Here is a 23,241-nt window from a genome sequence, read left to right as displayed (position 1 = left end):
ATTAATTCATTTTTGTTTTTATTTGGCAGTCGAGTATTGCTTGTTTATCAACATTAAAGGTGAGTTCGTTTATGGCAGCTAAAATCGATAAGAAGTCTTATGAAAAACGCTTGGCAGAATTACAGACTGAGCTGGTGAAATTGCAGCAATGGGTGGTTGCCGAAGGCCTGAAAGTAGTGGTGATTTTTGAAGGGCGTGATGCTGCGGGTAAAGGTGGCGTGATTAAACGGATAGCAGAAAAGCTTAACCCTCGGGTTTGCCGAATTGCAGCCTTACCTGCTCCTAACGAACGCGAGAAAAGCCAATGGTATTTTCAGCGTTATGTAGCACATTTACCGGCTGCGGGTGAAATAGTGCTGTTTGACCGTTCTTGGTATAACCGAGCAGGTGTAGAGAAAGTGATGGGTTTTTGTAGTGACCAACAGCATCAAGATTTTTTGCGTGCCTGCCCCGAATTTGAGCGAATGTTGATTCGCTCTGGCACTATTTTGATTAAGTATTGGTTTTCGGTTTCCGATGAAGAGCAAGAGAAACGGTTTTTAGAGCGTATAGAAAACCCCATGAAACGCTGGAAGTTTAGCCCTATGGATTTAGAGTCTCGCTCCCGCTGGGTGGCTTATTCACAAGCTAAGGATGAAATGTTTGCTTATACCGATACCAAACATTCGCCATGGTGGGTGGTTAACTCAGACAATAAAAAAAGTGCGCGGCTAAATTGTATTAGCCACTTTTTATCGCAAATTGATTACCAAGATTTAGAACATGCCGAGATTGTATTGCCGCCGATCGACAAAAAAGATTATGTGAGAGTACCGATTAACGAACAAAGTTTTGTACCAGAGCTTTATTAGTTGAGGTTTTGTCTTGGCTAAAGGGTATTATTAGTCGGTATTTTTAGACATAACATTGGTGATTACGTGGCAACTTGGCAACACTTGTTCGAGACTGAGCAACAGCAAGAGTACTACCGGCAATTACTCGCCCGAGTGGCAGCTGAACGTGAGTTGGGCAAAGTTATTTACCCGCCCGAGTCACAAGTCTTTGCTGCCTTTGATGCCTGCCATTTAGATCAGTTAAAGGTGGTCATTCTTGGCCAGGATCCTTACCACGGCAAAGGCCAAGCGCATGGTTTGAGCTTTAGTGTGGCCGAAGGCCTTAAAATCCCGCCGTCTTTACGCAATATCTACAAAGAGCTCGCTGCCGATATCTCTGGTTTTGAGATTCCACAGCATGGCAACTTGAGTGCTTGGGCTAATCAAGGCGTATTGTTACTAAATACCGTGTTAACCGTGGAACAAGCTAAGGCTCATTCTCATGCTAAGTTTGGTTGGGAAACCTTTACCGATGCTGTGATTAAGCAGATTAGCCAGCAATGCCAAGGTGTGGTGTTTTTGTTGTGGGGAGCGCATGCGCAAAAGAAAGGCAAGGTTATTGATACCACCAAACATCATGTGTTGAGTGCGGTGCATCCCTCGCCCTTATCGGCACATCGTGGTTTTTTGGGGTGTGGGCACTTTTCTAAAACTAATCAACTATTAACACAGCAAAACAAGCAGCCGATTAACTGGCAAGTTTAGCTGGCTAATTGAGAGCGATTTCGGCCGCTATCTTTGGCCTGGTACAAAGCCCCGTCGGCTCGATTGAATGCATGGTTAAAGGCTTCATCTTTATTTACTCGGGTTAAACCAATGCTCATGCTGAGTTTTATGTGTTGCTGTTTACCTTGGCTAGACAGTAAAAAATCTTGCCGATAAATCAGTTCGCGTAAACGTTCAGCAAAGTTAAAGGCATCTACTTCATGTGGGTGTTGCGATACCAGTACAAACTCTTCTCCACCCCAACGAGCAAAAATATCTTGGCTACGAATGGCTGCGCTAAGTTGGCGAGCAAAAAAGCGTAATACTTCATCACCGTTATTATGGCCATAGCGGTCGTTAATTTTTTTAAAGTGGTCAATATCAAAAACAAACAAATAGTGGTTTTCGCCAGTCAGCGGATGTTCTTCAACGCTATCTAATAAACCACGACGATTAAGCACACCAGTAAGTTGGTCGTTGCTGGCGCTATGTTTTAGCTCATCTACATCTTGTTCTAAGGTGTGTATGGATTGGGTTAAACGCTTTTTTTGATGGAGAATATAACGGCAACACTCAGCGCTAAAGTACGCTAACCAGATGAAAATAATACCGGCATACAGGCTCTCGTTACTGATCCATTTACCTTCCGCTTCTACCTTGAACAGCTCTATTTTATACAAACCGTCTGCTGCTGTTGAGGGGATATCAAAGGAGATTTCTTTAATTGACGAAAAGTCTAGCTGGAAGTCTTCACGCGATTGGTAAAAGCGGTTTAGCCACCATGCAGGAATAGAAAAGTGGCTCAACTGGGCGCTGGCTACTTGGTGAAGCTCCTTTTGCTTAAAATAAGTAAACATAAACTTGGCGCTAGATAAATCGTTGCCGTTGGTTGCCTCTGTGCCGCGCATAAAAAAGCGTAACTCGGTACTTGGACCTTCAAACACTACGTCGACATTAACCTTGTCGTAGTCGCTAAGGTCGATGTTACGTAACCCTAAGTATTTATCGCCGGATTCACCTGCCGCCTGAGAATGGTACTTAATACTCACTCCGCAATATTTGGCCGGAATGGCGCTATCCTCTACGTCACAGACCAACTCTTGATTACTGGTAAGCCAATAAGCATAAGAATTACCACCATTATTTTTGTCGGAAAAGAGATCGATCATCATATCAGCACGGGGGTAAAGCAGCAGTTTTTTACTGGGTAACCACTGCGCTGCCGCTAACACCGCCAAGGAACCAATAATTAAGATATTACGTGTCCACGACCAGTAGTTAGAATGTTTGTTCATTCACACCTTGTTGATTTAATGAATAAAGAAATTAATGTTATTAAAATATTAATTGGATGCGGCTAAAAATAATGTGAGCTAATAAGTTAATTAAGCTTTTACTTACGTTTTTTGTTTTTTATTGCTCAAAGTCTAGTCCAATCTTTGGGGGCGCGGTATAACTTCCACAGAGTCATTTGGGAGGACTTATGGCAAAGGCAAAGGCGCGCGCCAAGCACATTATTGTTAGCTCAGAAAAGAAAGCCAATGAGATAGTAGAAAAGCTCAACAAGGGTTCTAGTTTTGAAGCCATGGCGGCGCGATTTTCTTGTTGTCCATCAGCCAAAGAAGGCGGCGACTTGGGTGAGTTTGTGAAAGGTGAAATGGTAAAAAGTTTCGATAAAGCGGTGTTTTCTGGCCCGTTAAACCAAGTATTAGGGCCAGTAAAAACGCAGTTTGGTTATCACTTGATTAAAGTAACAGAGCGCTGGGATTGAACGGTTTACTCCGTGAGGTACTCAGTCACTTAAAGTGATTGAACACTCGAGCTCAATTGTTGGCCCAAGTCTTCTAACTTAAATGTTCCTTTCTCGGTTAAGTTAACCGCTGGCCATAAGCTTCCTATGTCCAGTTTTACATCTACTTTGTAATCCAGTTCGGGGCTTTTTAGTTGCACTAAAGAGCCTAGTAGGCGGAAAGTCGCGATTAAATTTGCTTGCGCTGGCAGGGTAAAATTAGCTTCACCGTAACCCGGTACTTCTGGTAAATCGCTGGTTGCGCCAGTGACCACTTCATGGCCGTTTAGTGACAGCGTGTATACCGCGCCGGCTAAACTTAAGGCTTGTTTGTTGGGGTTTACCACGCGTAAGTTAATATCAAAGCTCGGTGTCATGCTGTCACCAGAGGTAGGGATTACCGAGACTAAGTTTACTTTAGGCGGGTCGTTGGGAACCATGCTGCTACAGGCAATTAACCAAAAGCTAGAAGATAAGATCAAGATTTTACTTAGCGCTTGCCACATGTGGGGAAACCTATATGCAAAGAAACTATAGCTAGTTAAGCACACTCGATAGGGCTTTGCATTAATGGCGGCGTAAATAGAAGCCCAGTTTAACGCTGGGCTCTAGGGTTATTAGTCGACTGTTTTCACCCAAAAGGTGCCCACTTCTGCGCGCACTACTTCTACTTCGGTGTCTGCTGCGATGGTGTGTTCACTCTTTAAGGTCCAGCTAATGCCAGAGTGTTTGTAAGTGCTTAAACCACGCTTATCAATTTCTTGGTGACAGAAGAAACGGTGACCATCAAAATCGCTACTCACTTGTTTATCGTCTGAGCTATTTTGTAACTTGCGCATTGGTTTCCACAATACGCCTGCTAACAACGAGCTTAACACTGCATTGGCGAGCAAAATGCTATTCCAAGTATCGGGCAGTATGTTTAACCAAATCAGTGAGCCGGTGATTACCAACGACAAGCCTACAAAAAACAAAATGAACGTGGCAAAACCAATAATCACTACTTCAACAGTGAGTAGAACAATGCCCAGTGCAATTAAGATTTGCGGAATGTGATTGGCAAACAATTCAGCCATGGTTTAGCCTCTATTTAGCGTATTAAGAATGGTGGTAGCTTGAGCTACTAGCGAGCCTGCTTCGGTGCTGCTATCCGGTAACAATACTACACTCGATTCTTTAGCAATGGCATGTTTGGCTTCAATCGCCTTAGTGGCAAGATCTAATTGAATCGCCTTTTGGCCTTCAGGTGTAGCTGCTGACTCACCCACCGTAGTGATGGCTTTAGCTTGGGCATTAGCCACTGCAATAATGGCTTCGGCTTCACCTTCTGCGCTAAGTACTTGCTCACGTTTTTCTGCTTCTGCTTGTAATACGCGGGCTTGTTTTTCACCCTCAGCAATATTAATGGCAGCAGCTTTTTCACCTTCCGACTCCAGAATTTTAGCACGACGTTCACGCTCGGCGCGCATTTGCGATTCCATTGAATCCATAATTGAAGCCGGTGGCGTAATGTCTTTAATCTCGTAACGTAATACTGCTACACCCCAAGAAGCCGATGCTTCGTTAATTTGGGTAACAATTTTGGCGTTAAGCGCATCACGCTCTTCAAAGGTTTTATCCAGCTCAATTTTACCAATTTCTGAACGCATGGTGGTTTGTGCTAGTTGAGTTACCGCAAACACGTAGTCTTCTACGCCGTAAGTAGCTTTGTATGGGTCAAGTACGCGAAAGTACAATACACCGTCTACCGACAATGAAATATTGTCTTTAGTAATTGCCGCTTGGCTAGGCACATCGTAAGCTTGCTCTTTTAGCGAGCGACGAGCTGATACTTGGTCAATCATTGGAATGAGGAAGTTTAATCCGGCTTCTTTGCTTGACTGATATTTACCGAAACGCTCAATCACCCACGCTTCATTTTGAGGTACAAATTTAATCGAGGATTTAAGCACGAACAGTGCAAAAATCAGTAGCGCAACTTGCACCGTGAAGAAGTAATCAAAAACAATTGGCATAACACTTTCCTTACCAGTTAAAAAACTAATTTGTATCGCGAATAGGTCGTTACACTAGGGCATTTATATGGACCGCTGATGACGCAGAATGCTCGCCAGGGTCAATTATTATTGAGCTGCAAGGTAATCATAAAAACTGCATAGAATACAGCGCTTTTTGATAGATAAGTGATTGCGGTTGTAAAGCCAAGGATAAATAGATTGGCTTTACTGTTTAGCGTCATTTAACGACGCTAAATGCTGGTTTAAGGCCTGATCCCAATAAGGGTTTAAACCAAAGCGTTCACTGAGAAAATCTATCATTACTCGGCTGCGTTGCGGCAAATGGCGAGTATTGGGATAGACTGCCCATGCAAACAGCGAGGGCAAACTATAGTGCGGTAACACTACCTCCAATTCCCCCTTGGCAATTGCTTGCCATGCAATAAAATTAGGCGCAAGCGCAATACCGTGGCCTGCAATGGCTAAGTCCCCTAAAAAATCACCATTGTTGGCACTAATATGCGGCTGATAATGAACATTATGTTGCTTGCCCTGTTGGTCTATTAGTTGCCAACTCGGCGCTGGACGATGGTTATAGTGCAGTATTTGATGTTCAGCTAAATCTTGGGCATGTTTAGGACGGCCATGTTTGTTTAGGTAATGCGGGGCAGCGACTAATACAAAGTTGATCGGGGTAATTTTGCGCGCTTTAAGGCTGGAGTCTTTTAGTTCAGCAATCCGCAAGGCGATATCAATGCCCTCTGCCACTAAATCGTGCTGGCTATCGGCTAAGCTAATTTTTAGTTTCACTCCTGGGTGCAACTGCATAAAGGTATCAAACGCGCTATTTAAGTGAGCCAAACCAAAGGATAAAGGCACCGCAATATGCAAACTGCCGCTTAGAGTGTGTTCTTGGCAGCTGGCCTCTTGGTTAAGTTGAGCAATTTCATCAAGGATGACTAAGCTACGTTGATAAAATTGCTGGCCGCTGTCACTTAGGCTTAAACTGCGCGTAGTACGTTGCATTAAATTGCTGCCCACCCGCTGCTCTAAGGCACTTAATCGACGACTCACCACCGACTTGGCCACACCCAATTGCTCTGCGGCACGGCTAATACTGCCCGCTTCAACCACCCGCACAAAGACTTGCATCTCTTCTAATTGGCCCACGGCTATCTTCCTTTATTTTGTATCAAAGTATTGTTGCCATTATAGGAACAATGAATTGCCGATTGCACGGTTTATTGCTTATTAAAACAACACTAATCTGTTCTCAAGCATTGGGCTTAAGCCCAAATTACCAGGAGAATAATGTTATGAACGCACTACAACAAATTAGCCAACCAACTGCCCGTTTATTACTGGCCTTAATTTTCATTGTGTCGGGTTACGGGAAAATTGCTGGCTACGCCGGCACCCAAGCTTACATGGAGGCAATGGGAGTACCTGGCATGTTATTACCGTTGGTGATTGCGCTTGAGTTAGTGGGCGGATTAGCTATTTTAGTGGGCTGGAAAACCCGTGCGATTGCTTTTTTGTTAGCCGGTTTTAGCGTAGTAAGTGGGTTGTTATTTCACTTTAATCCTGACGATCAAATTCAAATGATTATGTTGATGAAAAATGTTGCTATCGCTGGTGGTTTTTTATTGCTCGTCGCTCATGGCGCGGGTGCATATTCACTCGATAACCGTAGAGCTTAGGAGGACATATGCAGAACTCGAGACAGCTAGAGAAAGTGGTGGCTGGCCAAGCCACTAGCGACGGCGCAGGGGTAAAACTGACGCGAATGCTAGGTAACGCTCAGCTTAAGCACTTAGATCCTTTTTTAATGCTGGATTGCTTTGAATCGGATAAGCCTGACGACTATTTAGCGGGATTTCCCGAGCACCCTCACCGGGGATTTCAAACGGTAACCTATATTCTTAATGGCCGAATGCGCCACAAAGATAATGCTGGCCACGAGAGTGTGATAGAAGCGGGTGGCGTGCAGTGGATGAATGCCGGGCGTGGGGTGATTCATTCAGAAATGCCAGAACAAGAAAATGGTTTGCTTAAGGGCTTTCAGCTTTGGGTTAACTTAGCTGCCGAGCACAAAATGTCAGCGCCGGGTTACCAAGAATTAAGTGCCGAGCAAATTCCAGTGAGCCAAGACGAGCAAGGCAACGTAATAAGGGTAGTAGCAGGCGAGCTGGCGAACGGCATTAAGGGAGCGGTGCAAACCCAGCAAACAGCGGCCAGTTATTTAGATATAAGCTTGGTGGAAAGTGCTGACCTAAATCTAGCGTTGCCAACACATCATCATGGCTTTGTTTATGTGATTGAAGGTGAAGTGACCATTGGCCAAAGCAAACAAGCGATTAAGGCTTACCAGCTTGGAGTGCTTAGCGAAGGGGATGAGCTACGTTTACAGAGCCAGCAGGCTAGCCGAGTGTTAGTGGTAACCGGAGAACCGATTAATCAACCGATCGCTTGGGGCGGGCCATTTGTAATGAATACGCGTGAAGAAGTGCTACAGGCCTTTGATGATTTTCAAAACAACAAATTTTAGTCGCGAACAATTTTAGGAGTAAATAATGGGTCTATTAGTTGATGGCAAATGGCAAGATAAGTGGTACGAAACCAAAGAAAACAAAGGGCGCTTTGTACGCAGTGAAGCGCAATTTCGCAATTGGGTAACGGCCGATGGTAGCGCTGGCCCTAGTGGTAAAGAGGGTTTTAAGGCAGAAGCGGGTCGTTATCATTTGTATGTATCGCATGCTTGCCCATGGGCTAATCGCACTATGATCTTTCGCAAACTCAAAGGCCTTGAGCAGATGATTGATTACTCGGTGGTGCATTGGTTTATGGGTGAGAACGGCTGGACTTTTGCCCCTGGTGAAGGAGTGGTGAGTGACCCAATTAATCAGGCGGAGTTTATGCACCAAGTGTATACCGCAGCAGATGCCAACTATAGCGGCAGAGTAACGGTTCCAGTATTGTGGGACAAACAGCAGCAAACTATTGTGTCCAACGAATCTGCCGACATTATTCGCATGTTTAATTCAGCCTTTGATGACGTTGGCGCTAAAGCCGGTGATTATTACCCGCAAGCCCTGCGTGCAGAGATTGAGGCGCTTAATCAGCGTATTTATCACAGCGTAAATAATGGTGTATATAGAGCAGGTTTTGCGACTACTCAAGAAGCTTACGAAGAGGCCTTGTATCCTTTATTCGAAAGCTTAGATTTTATTGAGCAGATCTTAGCTAAACAGCGTTACTTAACCGGCAAGCAACTCACCGAAGCTGATTGGCGTTTATTCACCACCTTGATCCGTTTTGATGCGGTCTATGTAGGGCATTTTAAATGTAATTTAAAACGTATTGTTGATTACCCCAATATTGATGCTTATATGCGTGAGCTTTATCAGATAGAGGGGATCGCTGAAACCATCAATTTTGAACATATCAAACGCCATTATTATCAAAGCCATGGTATGGTTAATCCTACTAGGGTGGTACCTGTCGGGCCTATTTTATACTTAAATAAAGCCCACCAGCGAGATCACTTGTAAACTGGAAAATGAATAGTCAGTGTCGGTTATTGGCATTGACTATACTTAGGTTTAGTGCTTATTAATGAGATGCTTAGTGACAAAGTTGAGCCGTTTATTCACTATTAGTTTATTGTTGCTACTGCCGCTGGTAGCAATGGCTAAGCCCCATATTTTGGTGATTGAAAGCTATCATCAGGAATACGCATGGGACCAAAGTTACATTAAAGGCTTAGAGTCGGTATTGGCCGACGACTACCAACTCAGTTACTTTCAAATGGATACCAAACGGATCCCCAGTTCACGTCATCGTAGCCGCGGAGAAATGGCGTGGCAGCGTTACCTAGACCTAAAGCCAGATCTCGTGATACTCGGTGACGATAACGCGCTTAAATACCTAGGTCCAAGGTTTGCTAAAACCAAGCTACCAGTGGTGTATTTAGGCATTAACAATAATCCCCGTAGTTATCATGTTCACCAGCGGAAAAATATAACTGGAGTGTTAGAGCGGCCATTAATAAAGCGCACTGTGGCCACGGTGAGTACGTTTATGAATGAGCCGCCTAAGCGGATGTTAATACTGTTTGACGATAGCACCACCTCCAAAACCGTATTAAAAGAAACATTTGGCGGAAATACCCAAGTAAATGTGTCTGGGATAAAGCTTGAATTACGCTTGATGAGCTCTTGGAGCGAGTGGCAAGATAGTATTAATCATCTAGAGGAAGAGGGGTTTGATGCGGTTGTATTTGGCCTATATCATACGCTAAGAGACGATAAGAATAAGCATGTTCCTGCCGAGCAAGTGATAGCGTGGTCGGCAAAAAACACCTCTGTTCCACCCTTTGGTTTCTGGGATTTTTCCATAGGAAAAGATAAAGCCATTGGTGGTTTAGTGCTATTTGGTTTTGAGCAAGGGAGGCTAGCCGCAGAGCTAGCACATACCATTTTAACCACTAATGTGGTGCCGCATAGTCTTGGGCCTAAAACCGGAGAAAAAGGCCGTTATTTATTCAGTCGCAGTCAGTTAGAGCGTTATAACATAACGCTACCGGACAGCATTAATAGTAAAGCCATATTTATAGACTAACTCGCTTAAGTGTTAGCCTTTGACTACGCTCAATAAATAAGCAGGAATTAGCCTATCTACTTGATTCACTATCGCGTAAACTCCTGCTGGTTTTTAAGGCAGCATGACTGCCCTTCTATTTGATTCAGGACTTTTGCATGACTAATAACGATATTCTTCGCCGTCTTCGCTATTGCTTTAACTTCAACGATAACAAGATGATTGCCATTTTCGCCCAAGCTGATTTGAAAGTGAGCCGCGCAGAAGTAAGTGATTGGTTAAAAAAAGAAGATGATTCCGCTTACAAAAATTTAAGCGATAAAACCTTAGCCATTTTCTTAAACGGTTTAATCAACGACAAACGTGGCAAGCGCGAAGGTGCTCAACCAGAGCCTGAAAAACGCTTAACCAACAACATTATGCTAATGAAGCTGAAAATTGCTTTAAACCTAAAAGCAGAAGATATGTTGGATGTATTAGGCTTAACCGGTTTTCAACTTAGCAAGCATGAGCTAAGTGCATTTTTCCGCAAATCTGACCACAAACATTACCGTTTGTGTAAAGACCAAGTTATGCGTAACTTCCTACATGGTATGCAATTAAAGTATCGCGCCAACCCAGATGAAGCTCCAGACTTTGAGTGGGATGCGGAATAAGCTTCCCGTTATTCAGATTAAAAAGCCGAGCAATGCTCGGCTTTTCAGTTTTTGAACCTGCTAAATTTAGTAGTAAGTATCGCTGTCACTATGAAACTGGGCATCGTCTGGATAAAGCTCGTAGGTGTGCCGAGTATGCAGGTTGCCAGTGTGTTGGTCGCGAATTAGGGCTACTCGATTAACTTCATCTAACTTATCAATTACGGCTTCGCCATTCTCGTAGATGCAGTTCATTCCAACTTTAAAGGTATGGTCACTCATGTGCTGATTCCTCATGGTAAAGGTTCAACAATAGTTACGTTTACTGGCAGGGTTTAGATCTTAAAGCGGAGTAGTAGAGAGTAAAAATAGGCGAGAGATAACCCTCGCCTGTTGCGTAAACTAAGCGGTTTGCGCTTGATTTACGTTACTGTCGTCGTTGGCAAGTTGTGGGTCATCTTGGTCGGTAACACCTAAAGTAACAACCGCGGCTACCACCATAGATGCGCCACCTAGTACTAAGGCCATCATTGAGTCGCCACCAAAGAATTCACGGGTAAAGTAACCTAATATACCAGCCGCTAGAATTTGTGGGATAACAATGAAGAAGTTAAATACACCCATGAAGAAGCCCATTTTTTTGCTCGGTAACGAACCGGCTAAAATAGCGTATGGCATACATAAAATACTCGCCCAAGCAAAACCAATCCCAACCATGTTAATCATTAGCATTTTAGGATCGTTAATGAAGTACATGCCAGCAAGGCTTACACCGCCCAGCGTTAAACATAAAGCATGAACGACTTTACGGCTAGTTCGAGCAGCTAGCCAAGGTAAGGCAAAGGCGGCTAAAGCGCTAACACCGTTATACATCGCAAAACATAAACCTACCCAGTCTGCACCTTCATTGTATAAGGCTGAAGAAGTATCGGTTGCGCCATAAACACTGCTGGTTACTGCTGAGGTGGTGTAAATCCACATAGCGAACAAAGCAAACCATGAGAAAAACTGTACCACGGCCAATTGGCGCATGGTGGCAGGCATTTTTTTCACATCGGCCCATACCGCGGCAAAACCATCTCCGCTTTCTTGCTCAGGCTCGGCTGATTCGAAACGCTCCATTTCTTCTGGGCTGTATTCCTTGGTTTTTAGCACTGTCCACAAAACAGCACCAAAAAACACTACGGCACCAGCGTAGAACGAGATTTTAACCGACGGCGGAATAACCCCTTCTGGCGCTGTATTAGCAATGCCAAACCAGTTGGCTAGCACGTAAGGCATGGCCGAAGCGATAACCGAACCTACACCAATAAAGAAGGTTTGAACGGCAAAACCTTGGGTACGTTGTTCGCTAGGTAGGTTATCAGCCACTAATGCGCGAAATGGTTCCATAGAGATGTTGATCGACGCATCTAAAATCCACAGCATACCGGCGGCAATCCACAGGTAAGGTGAGTTAGGCATAATGATTAAGGCCAGCGACGACATAATCGCGCCTGCTAAGAAATACGGACGGCGGCGGCCTAAGCCATTCCAGGTGCGGTCACTCATGTAACCAATAATTGGCTGAATGAGTAAACCGGTAACAGGAGCGGCTAACCAAAGAATAGGGATTTGGTCGATGCTAGCGCCAAGCGTTTCAAAGATTCGGCTTACGTTGGCATTTTGTAAACCAAAACCAAATTGAATACCAAGAAATCCAAAACTCATGTTCCAGATTTGCCAAAAGCGTAATTTAGGTTTGTTTGTGTTCATAAACTGACTTACTGCTGGGAGGGTGTTTACCTAGTAAAACTAGATGCTAAAAAATCTGGCTGGATTGTGAATACAAAAGGTGACTTGATCCACAAAATTTGCACGATCTAGATCACAATAAAGGTTGAAAGTGTTTTCATTGTCACATTTATTGGTGTTTTGGGCTGCCTCGTGAGGGTTTGGTGAATAAATGCTCTGTATTTTTGACTGTTGGCAGATTAATTAGGGAAAGCAACAGAACAACCTCGCCGATGCTGCTAGCTCGCTCACAGACTTGAATAACAATTTTAGAATGTTTACTCAATATCTGCTTAGCTAAGTAAATGTTAATGATTTGTAATGGTGAGCGTGCGGTGTTGAAAGAAAACTTGAGAGAGATTGAAACGAAAGCAGCGCCTCATTGCTTAATTGATGATTCGGGTAAGGTGCAATATGGTCAATTTAATCAGCCAATAGCGCAGCTTGGTTTGGCAGAGTTCCAATACTTAAGCAGCATGGATAAACCTGCTTCAGCCTGGGCGAAGCATTTTCACTACAAGCAATTTCAATTTGTTAGCGTAAAAACTGCCCACTACATTTTGGGTTTTGCGATTGCCGACATTCGCTATTTAGGCAGTGGCTTTTGTTATGTGTACAACATTGCTAAGCAAACCTTGCAAGAAGTGAGTTGGTTAAAGCCCTACGGACTGGCTTATGGCACCGAGCCCAGTAGCATGAACAGCCGCGCTTACATTAATGGCAAAAACACTCTCAGTATTACTATCAAAAATGGCCAATGGCAGCTGGCGGTAGAAACGCCATTTTTAAGTGCTGAATTAGAGCTAGTGTGTCAGCACTCCGATCAAGTTATGGCTATGTGTAGCCCCACTGCTTATAACGGTTGGACATACACCCAAAAACATAATGCCTTGTGCGTTAGCGGCAATTTAAGCATAAATGGAGAAGCCCAACACTTAAATGATGCTCTGGCCGGTTACGATTTCTCGGCTGGGTATATGCGCCGTGAAACTAGCTGGCGCTGGGCAAGCATATCGGCTCAGTTAAACGATGTGTGTTTGGGAGTAAACCTCGCAGCAGGCGTAAACGAAACCGGCTTTAACGAAAATGTACTGTGGATAGACGGACAAAAGCAGCTGCTAGGCCCAGTTCATTTTGAGTTCACCAGAGTGCCAGCCAGTGGCAGCGAGCAAGCACCTATAGATTGGCATATCTACTCAGCAGATGGGCGCATTGATTTACATTTCAGCCCGCTCAATTGCCGCCAAGAACGGCTCAATCTTTGGTTGTTAAAGAGTAACTTTCGCCAATACATTGGGCATTTTAGTGGAGTGCTTGTGGATCAATGCGGTCAGCAGCATCGCTTAGATAAAGTGCTGGGCTTAAGCGAAGACCATTTTGCGCGCTGGTAGCTAAATAAGGAGTTATCCGTGGATGTTACTATACTTATTAGCCACCCAGAATATTTGTTGTTGGTGCTCGCGCCGCTGTTTGTTCTATGCATGGTGGCAGAGTGGTATTGGGGGGATAGATGCCAGCACTTGGCGGAGTCTGCCCGTTACAAACCTACAGAAGTGCTGTGCAACTTTGTGTTAGCCGGTATGCATCAGCTCAGCGATTTACTTACCGGTTTGTTGATTAGCCAGCTGTATTTAATGCTATTTGCTTGGCGACTCTTTGAAATAGAAATGAACGTATTCAGTTTTGTTGCTTTGGTACTGGCTCAAGACTTTTGCTACTACTGGTTTCATCGCGCTAGCCATAGAGTACGCTGGATGTGGGCTGCGCATGTAGTACACCACAGTTCCGAGAATATGAATTTTAGTACCGCGTTTAGGCAAAGCTTAATGTACCCCTTAGCCGGTATGTGGCTGTTTTGGTTGCCTTTGGTCATTATTGGCTTTGATCCTAAATGGGTGGTTTTTGTGGTGCTGCTTAATTTAGGTTTACAGTTTTTTGTGCATACCCAAGCCATTAAAAGCTTAGGGCCTTTGGAGTGGCTATTTAATACTCCATCACACCATCGGGTGCATCATGGGCGCAACCCGCAATATATTGATAAAAACTATGCTGGCGTTTTTATTATTTGGGATAAATTGTTTGGCAGTTTTGAGAAGGAACAGTAAGCGGTTGAATACGGCATCACTCAGCCAATCAATAGCTTTAATCCCCTGGTCGTGACCTTTAAAGAGTGGCGAACAATGCTTAAAGAAGTGAACGTAATGGGTTTATCGTTTAAACAACGCTGGCGTGTTTTATTTGCCCCGCCGACCAAGCAAGCAGAAAAATCAAAACATTAACATTTCAACCTTGATCTTAAGTTTCGCTTCACTATAATAAGTTTCGATTCGAAACTTAACCATTGGTAATATGATCAAACGAAACACCCAACAGCGTCGTCGCTTAATCTTAGAAAAGCTTGCCGAACTCGGTGAAGTAAAGGTTGACGAGCTCGCTCACTCTTTTGAAACATCAGAAGTTACGGTTCGAAAGGACTTAGCGAGTTTAGAAGCAAATGGCTTGTTGCTAAGGCGTTATGGCGGGGCTGTGCCTATTCCTAAAGAGTTGATCAACGAACCCGATGAAGAACAAGTTTCAGAGCAAAAACAAGCGATTGCGCAATCGGCTGCCGGTTTAATACGCCACCATAATCGCATTATTATCGACAGCGGCAGCACTACCGCGGCTTTGCTACCGGAGCTCTCTGGCAAAGAAGGTTTAGTGGTAATGACTAACTCTTTAAGCATCGCAGGTGCCTTACGTGAGCTGGAAAACGAGCCCACCCTTTTGATGACCGGTGGCACGTGGGATACCCATTCAGAGGCGTTTCAAGGCCAAGTGGCCGAGCAAGTATTGCGCGCTTACGACTTCGACCAATTGTTTATTGGTGCCGATGGTATTGATGTAGCGCGTGGTTCCACTACCTTTAATGAGCTGGTGGGTTTAAGCCAAGTAATGGCAGAAGTTGCAAGAGAAGTCGTGGTATTGGCCGAATCCAATAAAATTGGCCGCAGAATTCATAATCTAGAGTTGGCATGGTCCAAAATTTCAACTTTAGTCACAGACAATCAGTTAGACCCAGCCATCGCCGAGCAAATTCGTGCTCAAGGCGTTAATCTGGTTATAGCGAAATAAATTTACCGACAAGGAAAGAAGAACTATGTGTGGAATTGTAGGAGCAGTAGCTCAACGTGACATTGCTGAAATTTTAGTAGAAGGCTTACGCCGTTTAGAATACCGCGGTTATGACTCTGCCGGTGTTGCGGTAATTAACGCTGCGGGTGAACTGCAACGTGTGCGTCGTTTAGGTAAAGTGAAAGAGCTATCTGACGCAGTAAGCGAATCACAAGTAAATGGTGCCATTGGTATTGCACATACCCGTTGGGCGACTCACGGCGAGCCAAGTGAAGTAAATGCTCACCCACACATCTCTAGTGATACTTTGTCGGTAGTACATAACGGTATTATTGAAAACCACGACCAGTTACGTGAAAAACTACGTGGCTTGGGTTATACCTTTACCTCGCAAACCGATACCGAAGTGATTGTTCACTTGGTTCACCACGAACTAAAAACCGCTAGCTCACTGCGTGAAGCAGTACAACGCGCAGTACCTCAACTGGAAGGTGCTTACGGTACAGTAGTGCTAGATCAGAACGACCCTGAGCGTATTGTTGTTGCTCGTTCTGGTAGCCCACTAGTGATTGGCCACGGTATTGGCGAAACCTTTATTGCATCAGACCAACTGGCATTGTTGCCTGTTACTCGCCGCTTTAGTTATCTAGAAGAAGGCGACGTAGCCGAAGTGACGCGCGCTGGCGCAGAAATCTTTGACTTAAACGGTGAGCCAGTAGAGCGTGAAATTACCGAGTCTACGGTAGAGCACGATGCCGGCGGTAAAGCCGGTTTCCGTCACTTTATGGAAAAAGAGATTTTTGAACAGCCAAGTGCATTACGCCAAACGCTAGATCAACGTGTTTCGGCAAATGGTGTGAATATTGAAGAGTTTGGCCCTAACGGCGCCGAACTGCTATCTAAAGTAGAACATGTGCAAATTATTGCCTGTGGTACTTCGTACAACTCAGGCATGGTTGCTCGCTACTGGCTAGAAGCTGTGGCTGGCGTAACCTGTAACGTAGAAATTGCTTCCGAGTTCCGTTACCGCCAATCGGTAGTTCGTCCAAATAGCTTGTTTGTTACCTTGTCTCAATCAGGTGAAACGGCTGATACACTTGCCGCGCTGCGTATTGCTAAAGAGCTCGGTTATATGTCTAGCTTGGCCATTTGTAACGTACCAGGTTCATCGCTAGTGCGTGAATCAGACCTAGCCTTTATGACTAAAGCTGGCGTAGAAATTGGCGTAGCATCGTCAAAAGCCTTTACTACTCAGTTGGTGGCGCTATTGCTACTTACTTTAGGTATTGGCCGCTTACAAGGCCGCGTAACTGCCGAGCGTGAAGCAGAAGTAATTGCCGAGCTTAAATTACTGCCAGCCAAGGTTGAGCAGGTATTAGCCACTTCCGAAATTATTGAAAAGTTGGCGGAAGATTTTGCCGATAAAGAGCACACCTTGTTCCTAGGACGTGGTGACCAATACCCAATTGCAATGGAAGGGGCGCTTAAGCTTAAAGAAATCTCTTACATTCACGCAGAAGCATACGCAGCAGGCGAGTTAAAACACGGCCCATTAGCGTTAATTGACGCCGATATGCCGGTAGTGGTTGTTGCACCAAATAACGAGTTGCTAGAGAAGCTTAAATCAAACGTTGAAGAAGTACGCGCACGTGGCGGCCAAATGTATGTATTTGCAGACCAAAACGCCCGCTTTAGCAGTGACGAAACCATGCGCGTATTAGAATTGCCGCATGTAGACGAGTTAGTAGCGCCAGTACTTTACACCGTGCCTCTACAGCTGTTGTCTTACCACGTAGCGCTAATTAAAGGCACCGACGTAGACCAACCACGTAACTTAGCTAAAGCTGTTACAGTGGAATAGGCACAAACCTAATTAAGACTTCAAAGCCCTGCAGTGGTAAACGCTGCAGGGTTTTTTATTGTCTTGAGTTGTCTCCACTGTAGGAAATTGCACTAAGGCGTTGATCTGTCACAGCGTGATAAGTTTATTGCTGGTACAAAAGGGGCTGAATTTTTGTTTGATGATGAAATCAAAGCTTATGTCGATGAAATTTGGACTCGTACAGTAGACGCGAATGAATGGGTTGAAGATGGAAAAGCTCAATCTAATGGTCAGAACTTGGTTCCTTACAAAAAATGGTTTAATACACAACTCAGAACTATTAACTCGAAATTTGAAAAATATATGAGTTTGTCGCACTAAATATTTATCAAGGCGTTTAACTCGACACTCAACGTTTGGCATTTTTGCTTTGAAAAGTATACGCGAAGGTACCGTGCGGGTTAGTCAGGAGCTATATGGTCAGTTGTAGATATGATTAGAGTAATTATTGTTTTAGTTCTTGCAATGAATTTAACAGGCTGCCCAGCAATGCTGTATGCCTCATTGAAAAACCAAGCGGTATCGGACATAACGATTTTTGCTACTTCAAATCCAAATAAATCGTGGGTTGCTAGTAGTGGCAATAGTACAAAATTAGTATGGGGCTGGGGCGGCTGTATAATTGTTCAGGATAAAGACACTGAGAGCTATTTTTCCGCTGAGCCAATTCCTGAGAATGTGGTTCATGCAGGTATGTTTAGCTCTAAGCTAGAAGTCATGTATAAAAATGGCAATTTATTTTTTGTATCAATGAGCGGAGAGTTAATCGAAGTAAATAGAATTAGAAAGTGCAATAACACATAACAATCCAATCGGTGTCGCCTGCGGCTATACAGAAAAATTTCGATTTTGCTGCCCATTGTAAAGGCGGTAATTTTACCCTCCACATTGTTGCTAATACGGAAACTCCAATACGGCCTTCGCCGATCAAACCTTTACTTAGCCATGTCTAAAAATCTAGCCAGCGTATGGCGACTTTTGAATAGTTACTATTGTCCGTCAATATTAAACTCTTAATAGTTGCTGATCATATTTAAGTCTTTGTTTTATAATAAATTGATAGTCGATTCCATTTAGTATATTGTTTCGCCAATTAACATGGAACACAATAAAGACGGGAATCTATCAGTGTCCTTTAAGCTAAGTCACATATCGACATTTATCGCCTTAATCACGCTTTCACATTTATCTCATGCTGCTGACTATTTTGTTGCGCCAAGCGGCGATGATGCCGCCGACGGCTCTATTGCTACGCCTTTTCTAAGCTTGGCTAAAGCTGCGCAAATAGCGGTTGCTGGCGATACCGTGAACATTCGAGAAGGTGTTTATCATGAGGTGTTACGGCCGAGTCATTCAGGGGTAGAGTCAAACCCGATTGTGTTTCAGTCTTATCAAGATGAAAAAGTAGTCATTACCGCCATGGAAGCGGTAAATAACTGGACCGAAGACTCGGCAAATATTTATGTTGCCGATGTTGCTTGGGATTTAGGCCAATCGAACTTTGTGATGCAAGGCAATACTGCCATGGATTTAGCGCGCTGGCCGAACAATATCGACGGCGACCCGTTTACTCAAAACTCGCTAAGAAACACGGGTGGTAGTGTCGCTGAGGTAGCTGATAATGCTTATTTAGACTATTCACCGGGGATCCCCGATGCGGATTGGTCGAAGGGGGGCTCTGTTTATTTTTACGGTGATAAACCGGGCTCTGGCTGGACAACTTGGCGCGCCTTTATTACCAGCAATACCACCACTCAAGTGAGTTTTAGCCTAGACAAAAATCCCACTTGGATCCGCACTTTTCATGCCCCTGCCGATGGCGGTGACTTTTTCCTGCAAGGGATTAAAGAAGCATTAGATTATCAAAACGAATGGTATGTTGATGGCGATAATAACAAACTTTATGTGCAGCTGCCTGATGGCGTGATGCCAAGTGAAAACCAAGTGCAAATGCGCAAGCGTGAAACCACTATCGATTTATCTGCACGCAGTTATATTCATATTAAAAATCTTGCGGTATTTGGTGGCTCAATTGAGATTACTAGTGGTGCTTCGCACAACCATATTTATGGCGTGACCAGTTTGTACGGCAACTACACTCTAGGGGTGGTGTCGGGTTTTTCGTCAGATAATCAAAGCGTTAATATTCGTAGTGACTGGAACCAGTTTAACAGCGTAAACAACGTGATAGAGAAAAGTGAGATTGGCTTTGGCTCTGGTACTGGTATTTATGATTCTGGTGAAAATACCCAAATTCTCGATTCTTATATTCACGATTTTAACTACTTGGGCAATTACGACGCGATTATTAACGCTCGTGGTGGCAACAATACCAAGGTACTAAGAAACACCATTACCCGTGGTGGCCGAGATGCTATGCAAGCCTTTAATAACAATGCTGAATATGCGTTTAACGACATTTCTCGTAGTAATTTGATTGCCGATGATTGCGGCCTTTTTTACACCGTGGGCGGCCCTAGCAATACCGAGATCCACCACAACTGGCTGCACGATGCTTATTCATCGGGTAGTAAAAGCAAAGCGGCTGGTATCTATTTAGATAACGACGCCGAAGGTTTTGAGGTTCACCACAATGTGATTTGGAATACCGAGTGGTCGAATATTCAAATTAATTGGAATGGTACCGACATAAACATTTATAACAACACTCTATGGAATGGCAGTGCCACTATGGGGGCGTGGCATAAAGACGGTACCGCGTTTTCTAATGTGAATGTTTGGAACAACTTGTCTGATAAAGACTCGTGGGAACCGCAATCAGACAAGCAGAACAACTTAACCACGGCCGAATCTCCTTTTGTCGATTATGCCAATGGCGATTTTCGCTTAAAAGCCAGCTCTGCCCCTATTGATGCTGGCCGTGTTATTGCGGGTATTACCGACGATGTTACCGATGGTAACCCTGATGTTGGCGCTTACGAGAAAGGTGGAGATAACGAAAACTGGATAGCGGGCATAACCTGGGATAGACAGCTAGGCCCAACCGGTAATGGTTGTTATGGGCTTCCTGGAGAAGATTGTGTAAATCCTGCGGTAGAAGTGCCGCTGGCTAGCTTTAGTGTTAGCAGTTTGGAGGTTGAAGAGAATCAACAGGTAACAATTGTTGTTATGCTGTCTAGTGACGCAGGGGTTTACCCAGTGACCATTCCCTATACCTTGAGCGGCACTGCCGATAGCAGTGACCACAACTTGGTTGCTGGTAGCTTAGTGATTAACGCTGGCACTGAAGGCTCTTTAACTTTTCGAGTACTAGCAGACGAGCTGATTGAAGGTGACGAAACGCTAGTGATTAGCATGGGAACGCTGATTAATGCCCTTGCAGGCACTAATGATTCTGTAACGGTAAGCATAAAAGATAAAACAACAGCGCCAACACCGGATCCAGACCCAACGCCGGACCCAGACCCTACGCCGGACCCAGACCCTACGCCGGACCCAAATCCTACGCCGGACCCAGAACCGACTCCTGATCCTGAGCCCACACCGGATTCAGACAGTGGTGGCGGTAGTGTAGGTTTTGGCCTGCTATTGATGTTGGCTGTGCTGAGGCTGAATAGAACCAAGCTGTAGGGTAATCATTCAACGCAAGTAAGCGGGTAGCTGCGAAATCAGCATTACAAATTAGTCGTAGAGGCTTATCATTGGCGTTATCTATATCGTTCAATATAAGCCTTATGAAGCGCCTAATTTATCTATTAAGTTTTGTTCCATTTTTTGTGGTCGCCGCAGATGTCCACATAGATATCTTGGGGATTAAGGCAGGAAAAGGGCAAATAGTGGTCAGCGTATGGGACTCAGAAGACAGCTATCTTAAAACCGCTTTTATTATAAAAACCAATGCTGCTAGTAACATTCGCAATAACCAGCTTAGGTTTACCTTTAGTGGCTCGCTGCCAGAAGAGTGTGCCATTAGTGTTTATTATGACGAGAATGCCAATGGTAAGTTAGATACCAATTGGCTTGGTATTCCTCGTGAAGCCGTTGGTATTAGCAACAATGTTAAAGGGCGTTTTGGGCCACCTAAATATAACGATGGAATGATTACGCTATCTGGCAATGAACAAATATTTAAAATTTACCTTGAAGAGATTTAATCACCTGTCATTATCCTGCCCCATTTACCTGTATGCGCATCACTAGCCCAGTTGGCTAGCAATGTTTCACTACCAATTTGCCTCATAGTTCTACTTAATTAGCTGTTTTTTCAATCAGTAAATTGATGGCGATTATGTTCAAGAGCAGCTTGTTCCGCTAAAGTAATTAGTGAGATAGTTTGAGTAGAAGCAGCAGGAAGCACTTCATTCCCTATAAGGATTGTAATGAGATTAACCCCGTCGTTCGGCCTGAGTTTATTGTTAGTCATGGGCTTAAGCGCATGCTCCACCAAAACCCTTATCCCCTCAGGTGAGCGTGAAGAAGTTCGCCAACAAGTCGAGCAAAGTGCCGACGTAGGTCTGCAGCGCTTGCTTGAGTTACAACCTGAGCTAGAGCAAGAAGTCGCTAACTCTGCTGGTTACTTTAGTTCTGAATTATCCAGCTTTAAAGTACCTATATTGGGCAAGTCTCAGGGACTAGGTGCTTTGTATAATAATCAAGACGACAGCATTAGTTACATGGATGTGGAACGTTACGATGTTGGCTTAGGTTTAGGCCTCAGTAATTACTACCTTATAGCCTTATTTGAAAACCAACAAAGTTTAGATGCCTTTGATCAAGGCGGTTGGGGCACAGGAGTGTCGGCAGAATGGCGATTGGGTGAAAGCGGCCAAACGTTTGCTACAACAATGAATGTAAACGAGTATGACGTACCTGCTTACGTGGTGAATGATGGCGGCGCAAACCTGTCTGGCTCAGCGATGTTAGTGAACGTTTCGCGTAATGAAGAACTTACCGATAGCGGCTTAAACAAAATCACTCTGCCAATGAAAGACAGCCAATCTCGCGGCACTCAAAAGCAACATGCGCCAAGAAAATGGGACCGTGTATTGCCCTTTTACGGCCAGCGTGTCGTAGACCTAGGTTACGACTTACCCATGCCTATCGGCATTAGTTTGATTTACGTAGATACTTACCAGCACATGGATCTTGATGAATTAGAAGTTGGCCCAGGTGGCGGTGGAAATAAAGTACCGATCGATTTCGTGGCCTTTAGCGACAATGATAACAGCACCTCTACTCCGCAAATTAAAGTGGATGCTTGGCTGTTTCCTTTCATGAACGTATTTGGCACCTTTGGCCGGATAAGCGGTGACGCCAACGTTAATTTTGCACTCAATGGTGACGATTTATTAGAGCAGCTAGAGATTGACTGTTCAGGCATTATTAGCCACCCAGTGTGTCGCGTTCTAGAAGGAAAAGAAACGGTACCATTTAATGTAAATGTAGATGTATCGGGTTACAGCTATAGCATTGGCACCGTGCTAGCTGGTGGTTGGCGAAGCTACTTTGTGGCTGTACCACTTACTTTTACCTATGCAGATATGGATCGAACCAGCAGCGACGGTGTGGTATTTAGCGCGGTGCCGCGAGTGGGAAAATTGTTCCAGTTTGAAGACGATCGCAGCTTGGCCTTGTATGGTGGCGTGAGCTATTTAGACAGCGAGTTACGTATTGAGGGTAATCAGCCGGTTCCTGGTACTGATTTATCCATAGACTATAAGATTCGCCAAGAGAACAAAGATAAATGGCAAGGACTGGTCGGCGGTAACTTCAACGTTAATGCGTATTGGTCGGTAATGGTGGAGTATGTTGGCTTTGGTGGAGACCGACGCCAATTTATTGCAGGTTTAAATCGTCGTTTCTAGCGGCACGGGTTTGAGAGTGTTGCCTGGTAATTGCGCGAGAGACTAGGCAT

General features: G+C 44.4%; 23 protein-coding genes and 1 pseudogene. 17 read left to right on the top strand and 7 right to left on the bottom strand.

Annotated features, from left to right (window positions below):
• Nucleotides 1–71 precede the first annotated feature (71 nt).
• On the top strand, nt 72–851 hold the full coding sequence (gene ppk2, locus FFR00_RS11195) for a polyphosphate kinase 2 (RefSeq protein ID WP_137673489.1): 780 nt from the start codon (nt 72–74) through the stop codon (nt 849–851).
• A gap of 66 nt (nt 852–917) precedes the next feature.
• On the top strand, nt 918–1,577 hold the full coding sequence (gene ung / locus FFR00_RS11190) for a uracil-DNA glycosylase (protein WP_137673488.1): 660 nt from the start codon (nt 918–920) through the stop codon (nt 1,575–1,577).
• Here the strand turns inward: ung and FFR00_RS11185 are convergent.
• Nucleotides 1,574–2,872: a GGDEF domain-containing protein gene (locus FFR00_RS11185; protein ID WP_137673487.1), complete on the bottom strand. Its 1,299-nt coding sequence runs from the start codon at nt 2,870–2,872 to the stop codon at nt 1,574–1,576. The genes ung and FFR00_RS11185 overlap by 4 nt on opposite strands.
• Nucleotides 2,873–3,060: 188 nt before the next feature.
• On the opposite strand from FFR00_RS11185, the gene FFR00_RS11180 reads away from it, so the two are divergent.
• Nucleotides 3,061–3,348 carry a peptidylprolyl isomerase gene (locus FFR00_RS11180; protein WP_137673486.1) on the top strand — a complete coding sequence of 96 codons (288 nt, stop codon included), beginning with the start codon at nt 3,061–3,063 and terminating at the stop codon, nt 3,346–3,348.
• Between the two features lie 29 nt (nt 3,349–3,377).
• Here the strand turns inward: FFR00_RS11180 and FFR00_RS11175 are convergent, their stop codons facing one another.
• The 4 genes from FFR00_RS11175 to FFR00_RS11160 form a co-directional block, all read right to left on the bottom strand.
• Nucleotides 3,378–3,872 carry an LEA type 2 family protein gene (locus FFR00_RS11175; protein WP_137673485.1) on the bottom strand — a complete coding sequence of 165 codons (495 nt, stop codon included), beginning with the start codon at nt 3,870–3,872 and terminating at the stop codon, nt 3,378–3,380.
• 111 nt (nt 3,873–3,983) lie between these two features.
• Entirely contained in the window at nt 3,984–4,442 is a 459-nt protein-coding gene (locus FFR00_RS11170; protein ID WP_137673484.1) for an NfeD family protein, read from the bottom strand.
• A 3-nt stretch (nt 4,443–4,445) separates the two neighbouring features.
• Nucleotides 4,446–5,381, bottom strand: a complete 936-nt coding sequence (locus tag FFR00_RS11165) for an SPFH domain-containing protein (RefSeq protein ID WP_137673483.1) — start codon at nt 5,379–5,381, stop codon at nt 4,446–4,448.
• 207 nt (nt 5,382–5,588) lie between these two features.
• Nucleotides 5,589–6,533, bottom strand: a complete 945-nt coding sequence (locus tag FFR00_RS11160) for a LysR family transcriptional regulator (RefSeq protein WP_137673482.1) — start codon at nt 6,531–6,533, stop codon at nt 5,589–5,591.
• 146 nt (nt 6,534–6,679) lie between these two features.
• On the opposite strand from FFR00_RS11160, the gene FFR00_RS11155 reads away from it, so the two are divergent.
• The 5 genes from FFR00_RS11155 (at nt 6,680) to FFR00_RS11135 (ending at nt 10,618) form a co-directional block, all read left to right on the top strand.
• Nucleotides 6,680–7,063, top strand: a complete 384-nt coding sequence (locus FFR00_RS11155) for a DoxX family protein (protein WP_137673481.1) — start codon at nt 6,680–6,682, stop codon at nt 7,061–7,063.
• Between the two features lie 8 nt (nt 7,064–7,071).
• Entirely contained in the window at nt 7,072–7,911 is an 840-nt protein-coding gene (locus tag FFR00_RS11150) for a pirin family protein (protein ID WP_137673480.1), read from the top strand.
• A 25-nt stretch (nt 7,912–7,936) separates the two neighbouring features.
• Nucleotides 7,937–8,914, top strand: coding sequence for a glutathione S-transferase family protein (locus FFR00_RS11145; RefSeq protein ID WP_137673479.1), 978 nt, complete (start codon nt 7,937–7,939; stop codon nt 8,912–8,914).
• 76 nt (nt 8,915–8,990) lie between these two features.
• On the top strand, nt 8,991–9,983 hold the full coding sequence (locus FFR00_RS11140; RefSeq protein WP_235836210.1) for an ABC transporter substrate-binding protein: 993 nt from the start codon (nt 8,991–8,993) through the stop codon (nt 9,981–9,983).
• Between the two features lie 137 nt (nt 9,984–10,120).
• Nucleotides 10,121–10,618, top strand: coding sequence for a DUF1456 family protein (locus FFR00_RS11135; protein WP_137673477.1), 498 nt, complete (start codon nt 10,121–10,123; stop codon nt 10,616–10,618).
• 66 nt (nt 10,619–10,684) lie between these two features.
• Here FFR00_RS11135 and FFR00_RS11130 read toward each other — a convergent pair whose 3' ends face one another.
• Both FFR00_RS11130 and FFR00_RS11125 read right to left on the bottom strand, forming a co-directional pair.
• On the bottom strand, nt 10,685–10,879 hold the full coding sequence (locus FFR00_RS11130; RefSeq protein WP_137673476.1) for a hypothetical protein: 195 nt from the start codon (nt 10,877–10,879) through the stop codon (nt 10,685–10,687).
• Nucleotides 10,880–10,999: 120 nt separating this feature from the next.
• A complete protein-coding gene (locus FFR00_RS11125) occupies nt 11,000–12,352 on the bottom strand; it encodes an MFS transporter (RefSeq protein ID WP_137673475.1) in 1,353 nt (450 codons plus the stop codon).
• Between the two features lie 329 nt (nt 12,353–12,681).
• On the opposite strand from FFR00_RS11125, the gene FFR00_RS11120 reads away from it, so the two are divergent.
• The 9 genes and pseudogenes from FFR00_RS11120 to FFR00_RS11080 all read left to right on the top strand — a co-directional run bounded on the left by FFR00_RS11120 (nt 12,682) and on the right by FFR00_RS11080 (nt 23,191).
• Complete coding sequence (locus tag FFR00_RS11120; protein ID WP_137673474.1) at nt 12,682–13,761, top strand: DUF2804 domain-containing protein; 1,080 nt, start codon at nt 12,682–12,684, stop codon at nt 13,759–13,761.
• Between the two features lie 18 nt (nt 13,762–13,779).
• Nucleotides 13,780–14,649 (top strand): annotated as a pseudogene (locus FFR00_RS11115) (sterol desaturase family protein).
• 70 nt (nt 14,650–14,719) lie between these two features.
• On the top strand, nt 14,720–15,484 hold the full coding sequence (locus FFR00_RS11110) for a DeoR/GlpR family DNA-binding transcription regulator (RefSeq protein WP_137673473.1): 765 nt from the start codon (nt 14,720–14,722) through the stop codon (nt 15,482–15,484).
• Between the two features lie 25 nt (nt 15,485–15,509).
• Nucleotides 15,510–17,345, top strand: a complete 1,836-nt coding sequence (gene glmS / locus FFR00_RS11105; protein ID WP_137673472.1) for a glutamine--fructose-6-phosphate transaminase (isomerizing) — start codon at nt 15,510–15,512, stop codon at nt 17,343–17,345.
• A 153-nt stretch (nt 17,346–17,498) separates the two neighbouring features.
• Nucleotides 17,499–17,687, top strand: a complete 189-nt coding sequence (locus FFR00_RS11100) for a hypothetical protein (protein WP_137673471.1) — start codon at nt 17,499–17,501, stop codon at nt 17,685–17,687.
• Between the two features lie 111 nt (nt 17,688–17,798).
• Nucleotides 17,799–18,170 (top strand): hypothetical protein, encoded by a 372-nt coding sequence (locus tag FFR00_RS11095; protein ID WP_137673470.1) that lies wholly within the window; start codon nt 17,799–17,801, stop codon nt 18,168–18,170.
• Between the two features lie 324 nt (nt 18,171–18,494).
• Nucleotides 18,495–20,957: a right-handed parallel beta-helix repeat-containing protein gene (locus tag FFR00_RS11090; RefSeq protein ID WP_235836209.1), complete on the top strand. Its 2,463-nt coding sequence runs from the start codon at nt 18,495–18,497 to the stop codon at nt 20,955–20,957.
• A 104-nt stretch (nt 20,958–21,061) separates the two neighbouring features.
• Nucleotides 21,062–21,481, top strand: coding sequence for a DUF2141 domain-containing protein (locus FFR00_RS11085; protein WP_137673469.1), 420 nt, complete (start codon nt 21,062–21,064; stop codon nt 21,479–21,481).
• A gap of 225 nt (nt 21,482–21,706) precedes the next feature.
• Nucleotides 21,707–23,191 carry a hypothetical protein gene (locus tag FFR00_RS11080; RefSeq protein WP_137673468.1) on the top strand — a complete coding sequence of 495 codons (1,485 nt, stop codon included), beginning with the start codon at nt 21,707–21,709 and terminating at the stop codon, nt 23,189–23,191.
• Nucleotides 23,192–23,241 lie beyond the last annotated feature (50 nt).

This window comes from Agarivorans sp. Toyoura001 (assembly GCF_005405585.1).
In the GTDB taxonomy this organism is placed as follows: domain Bacteria; phylum Pseudomonadota; class Gammaproteobacteria; order Enterobacterales; family Celerinatantimonadaceae; genus Agarivorans.
The sequence above is the reverse complement of the archived record's forward strand: the minus strand, read 5'-3'. Positions and strand labels throughout refer to the sequence as shown.

Bases quoted from the DNA above. Each gene is read 5' to 3' on its own strand.
- FFR00_RS11145 (WP_137673479.1), top strand. From the start codon at position 7,937: ATGGGTCTATTAGTTGATGGCAAATGGCAAGATAAGTGGTACGAAACC.
- ppk2 (WP_137673489.1), top strand. From the start codon at position 72: ATGGCAGCTAAAATCGATAAGAAGTCTTATGAAAAACGCTTGGCAGAA.
- glmS (WP_137673472.1), top strand. From the start codon at position 15,510: ATGTGTGGAATTGTAGGAGCAGTAGCTCAACGTGACATTGCTGAAATT.
- FFR00_RS11155 (WP_137673481.1), top strand. From the start codon at position 6,680: ATGAACGCACTACAACAAATTAGCCAACCAACTGCCCGTTTATTACTG.
- FFR00_RS11130 (WP_137673476.1), bottom strand. From the start codon at position 10,879: ATGAGTGACCATACCTTTAAAGTTGGAATGAACTGCATCTACGAGAAT.
- FFR00_RS11165 (WP_137673483.1), bottom strand. From the start codon at position 5,381: ATGCCAATTGTTTTTGATTACTTCTTCACGGTGCAAGTTGCGCTACTG.
- FFR00_RS11125 (WP_137673475.1), bottom strand. From the start codon at position 12,352: ATGAACACAAACAAACCTAAATTACGCTTTTGGCAAATCTGGAACATG.
- FFR00_RS11120 (WP_137673474.1), top strand. From the start codon at position 12,682: ATGATTTGTAATGGTGAGCGTGCGGTGTTGAAAGAAAACTTGAGAGAG.
- FFR00_RS11095 (WP_137673470.1), top strand. From the start codon at position 17,799: ATGATTAGAGTAATTATTGTTTTAGTTCTTGCAATGAATTTAACAGGC.
- FFR00_RS11135 (WP_137673477.1), top strand. From the start codon at position 10,121: ATGACTAATAACGATATTCTTCGCCGTCTTCGCTATTGCTTTAACTTC.
- FFR00_RS11185 (WP_137673487.1), bottom strand. From the start codon at position 2,872: ATGAACAAACATTCTAACTACTGGTCGTGGACACGTAATATCTTAATT.
- FFR00_RS11080 (WP_137673468.1), top strand. From the start codon at position 21,707: ATGAGATTAACCCCGTCGTTCGGCCTGAGTTTATTGTTAGTCATGGGC.
- FFR00_RS11110 (WP_137673473.1), top strand. From the start codon at position 14,720: ATGATCAAACGAAACACCCAACAGCGTCGTCGCTTAATCTTAGAAAAG.
- FFR00_RS11175 (WP_137673485.1), bottom strand. From the start codon at position 3,872: ATGTGGCAAGCGCTAAGTAAAATCTTGATCTTATCTTCTAGCTTTTGG.
- FFR00_RS11170 (WP_137673484.1), bottom strand. From the start codon at position 4,442: ATGGCTGAATTGTTTGCCAATCACATTCCGCAAATCTTAATTGCACTG.
- FFR00_RS11085 (WP_137673469.1), top strand. From the start codon at position 21,062: ATGAAGCGCCTAATTTATCTATTAAGTTTTGTTCCATTTTTTGTGGTC.
- FFR00_RS11180 (WP_137673486.1), top strand. From the start codon at position 3,061: ATGGCAAAGGCAAAGGCGCGCGCCAAGCACATTATTGTTAGCTCAGAA.
- FFR00_RS11150 (WP_137673480.1), top strand. From the start codon at position 7,072: ATGCAGAACTCGAGACAGCTAGAGAAAGTGGTGGCTGGCCAAGCCACT.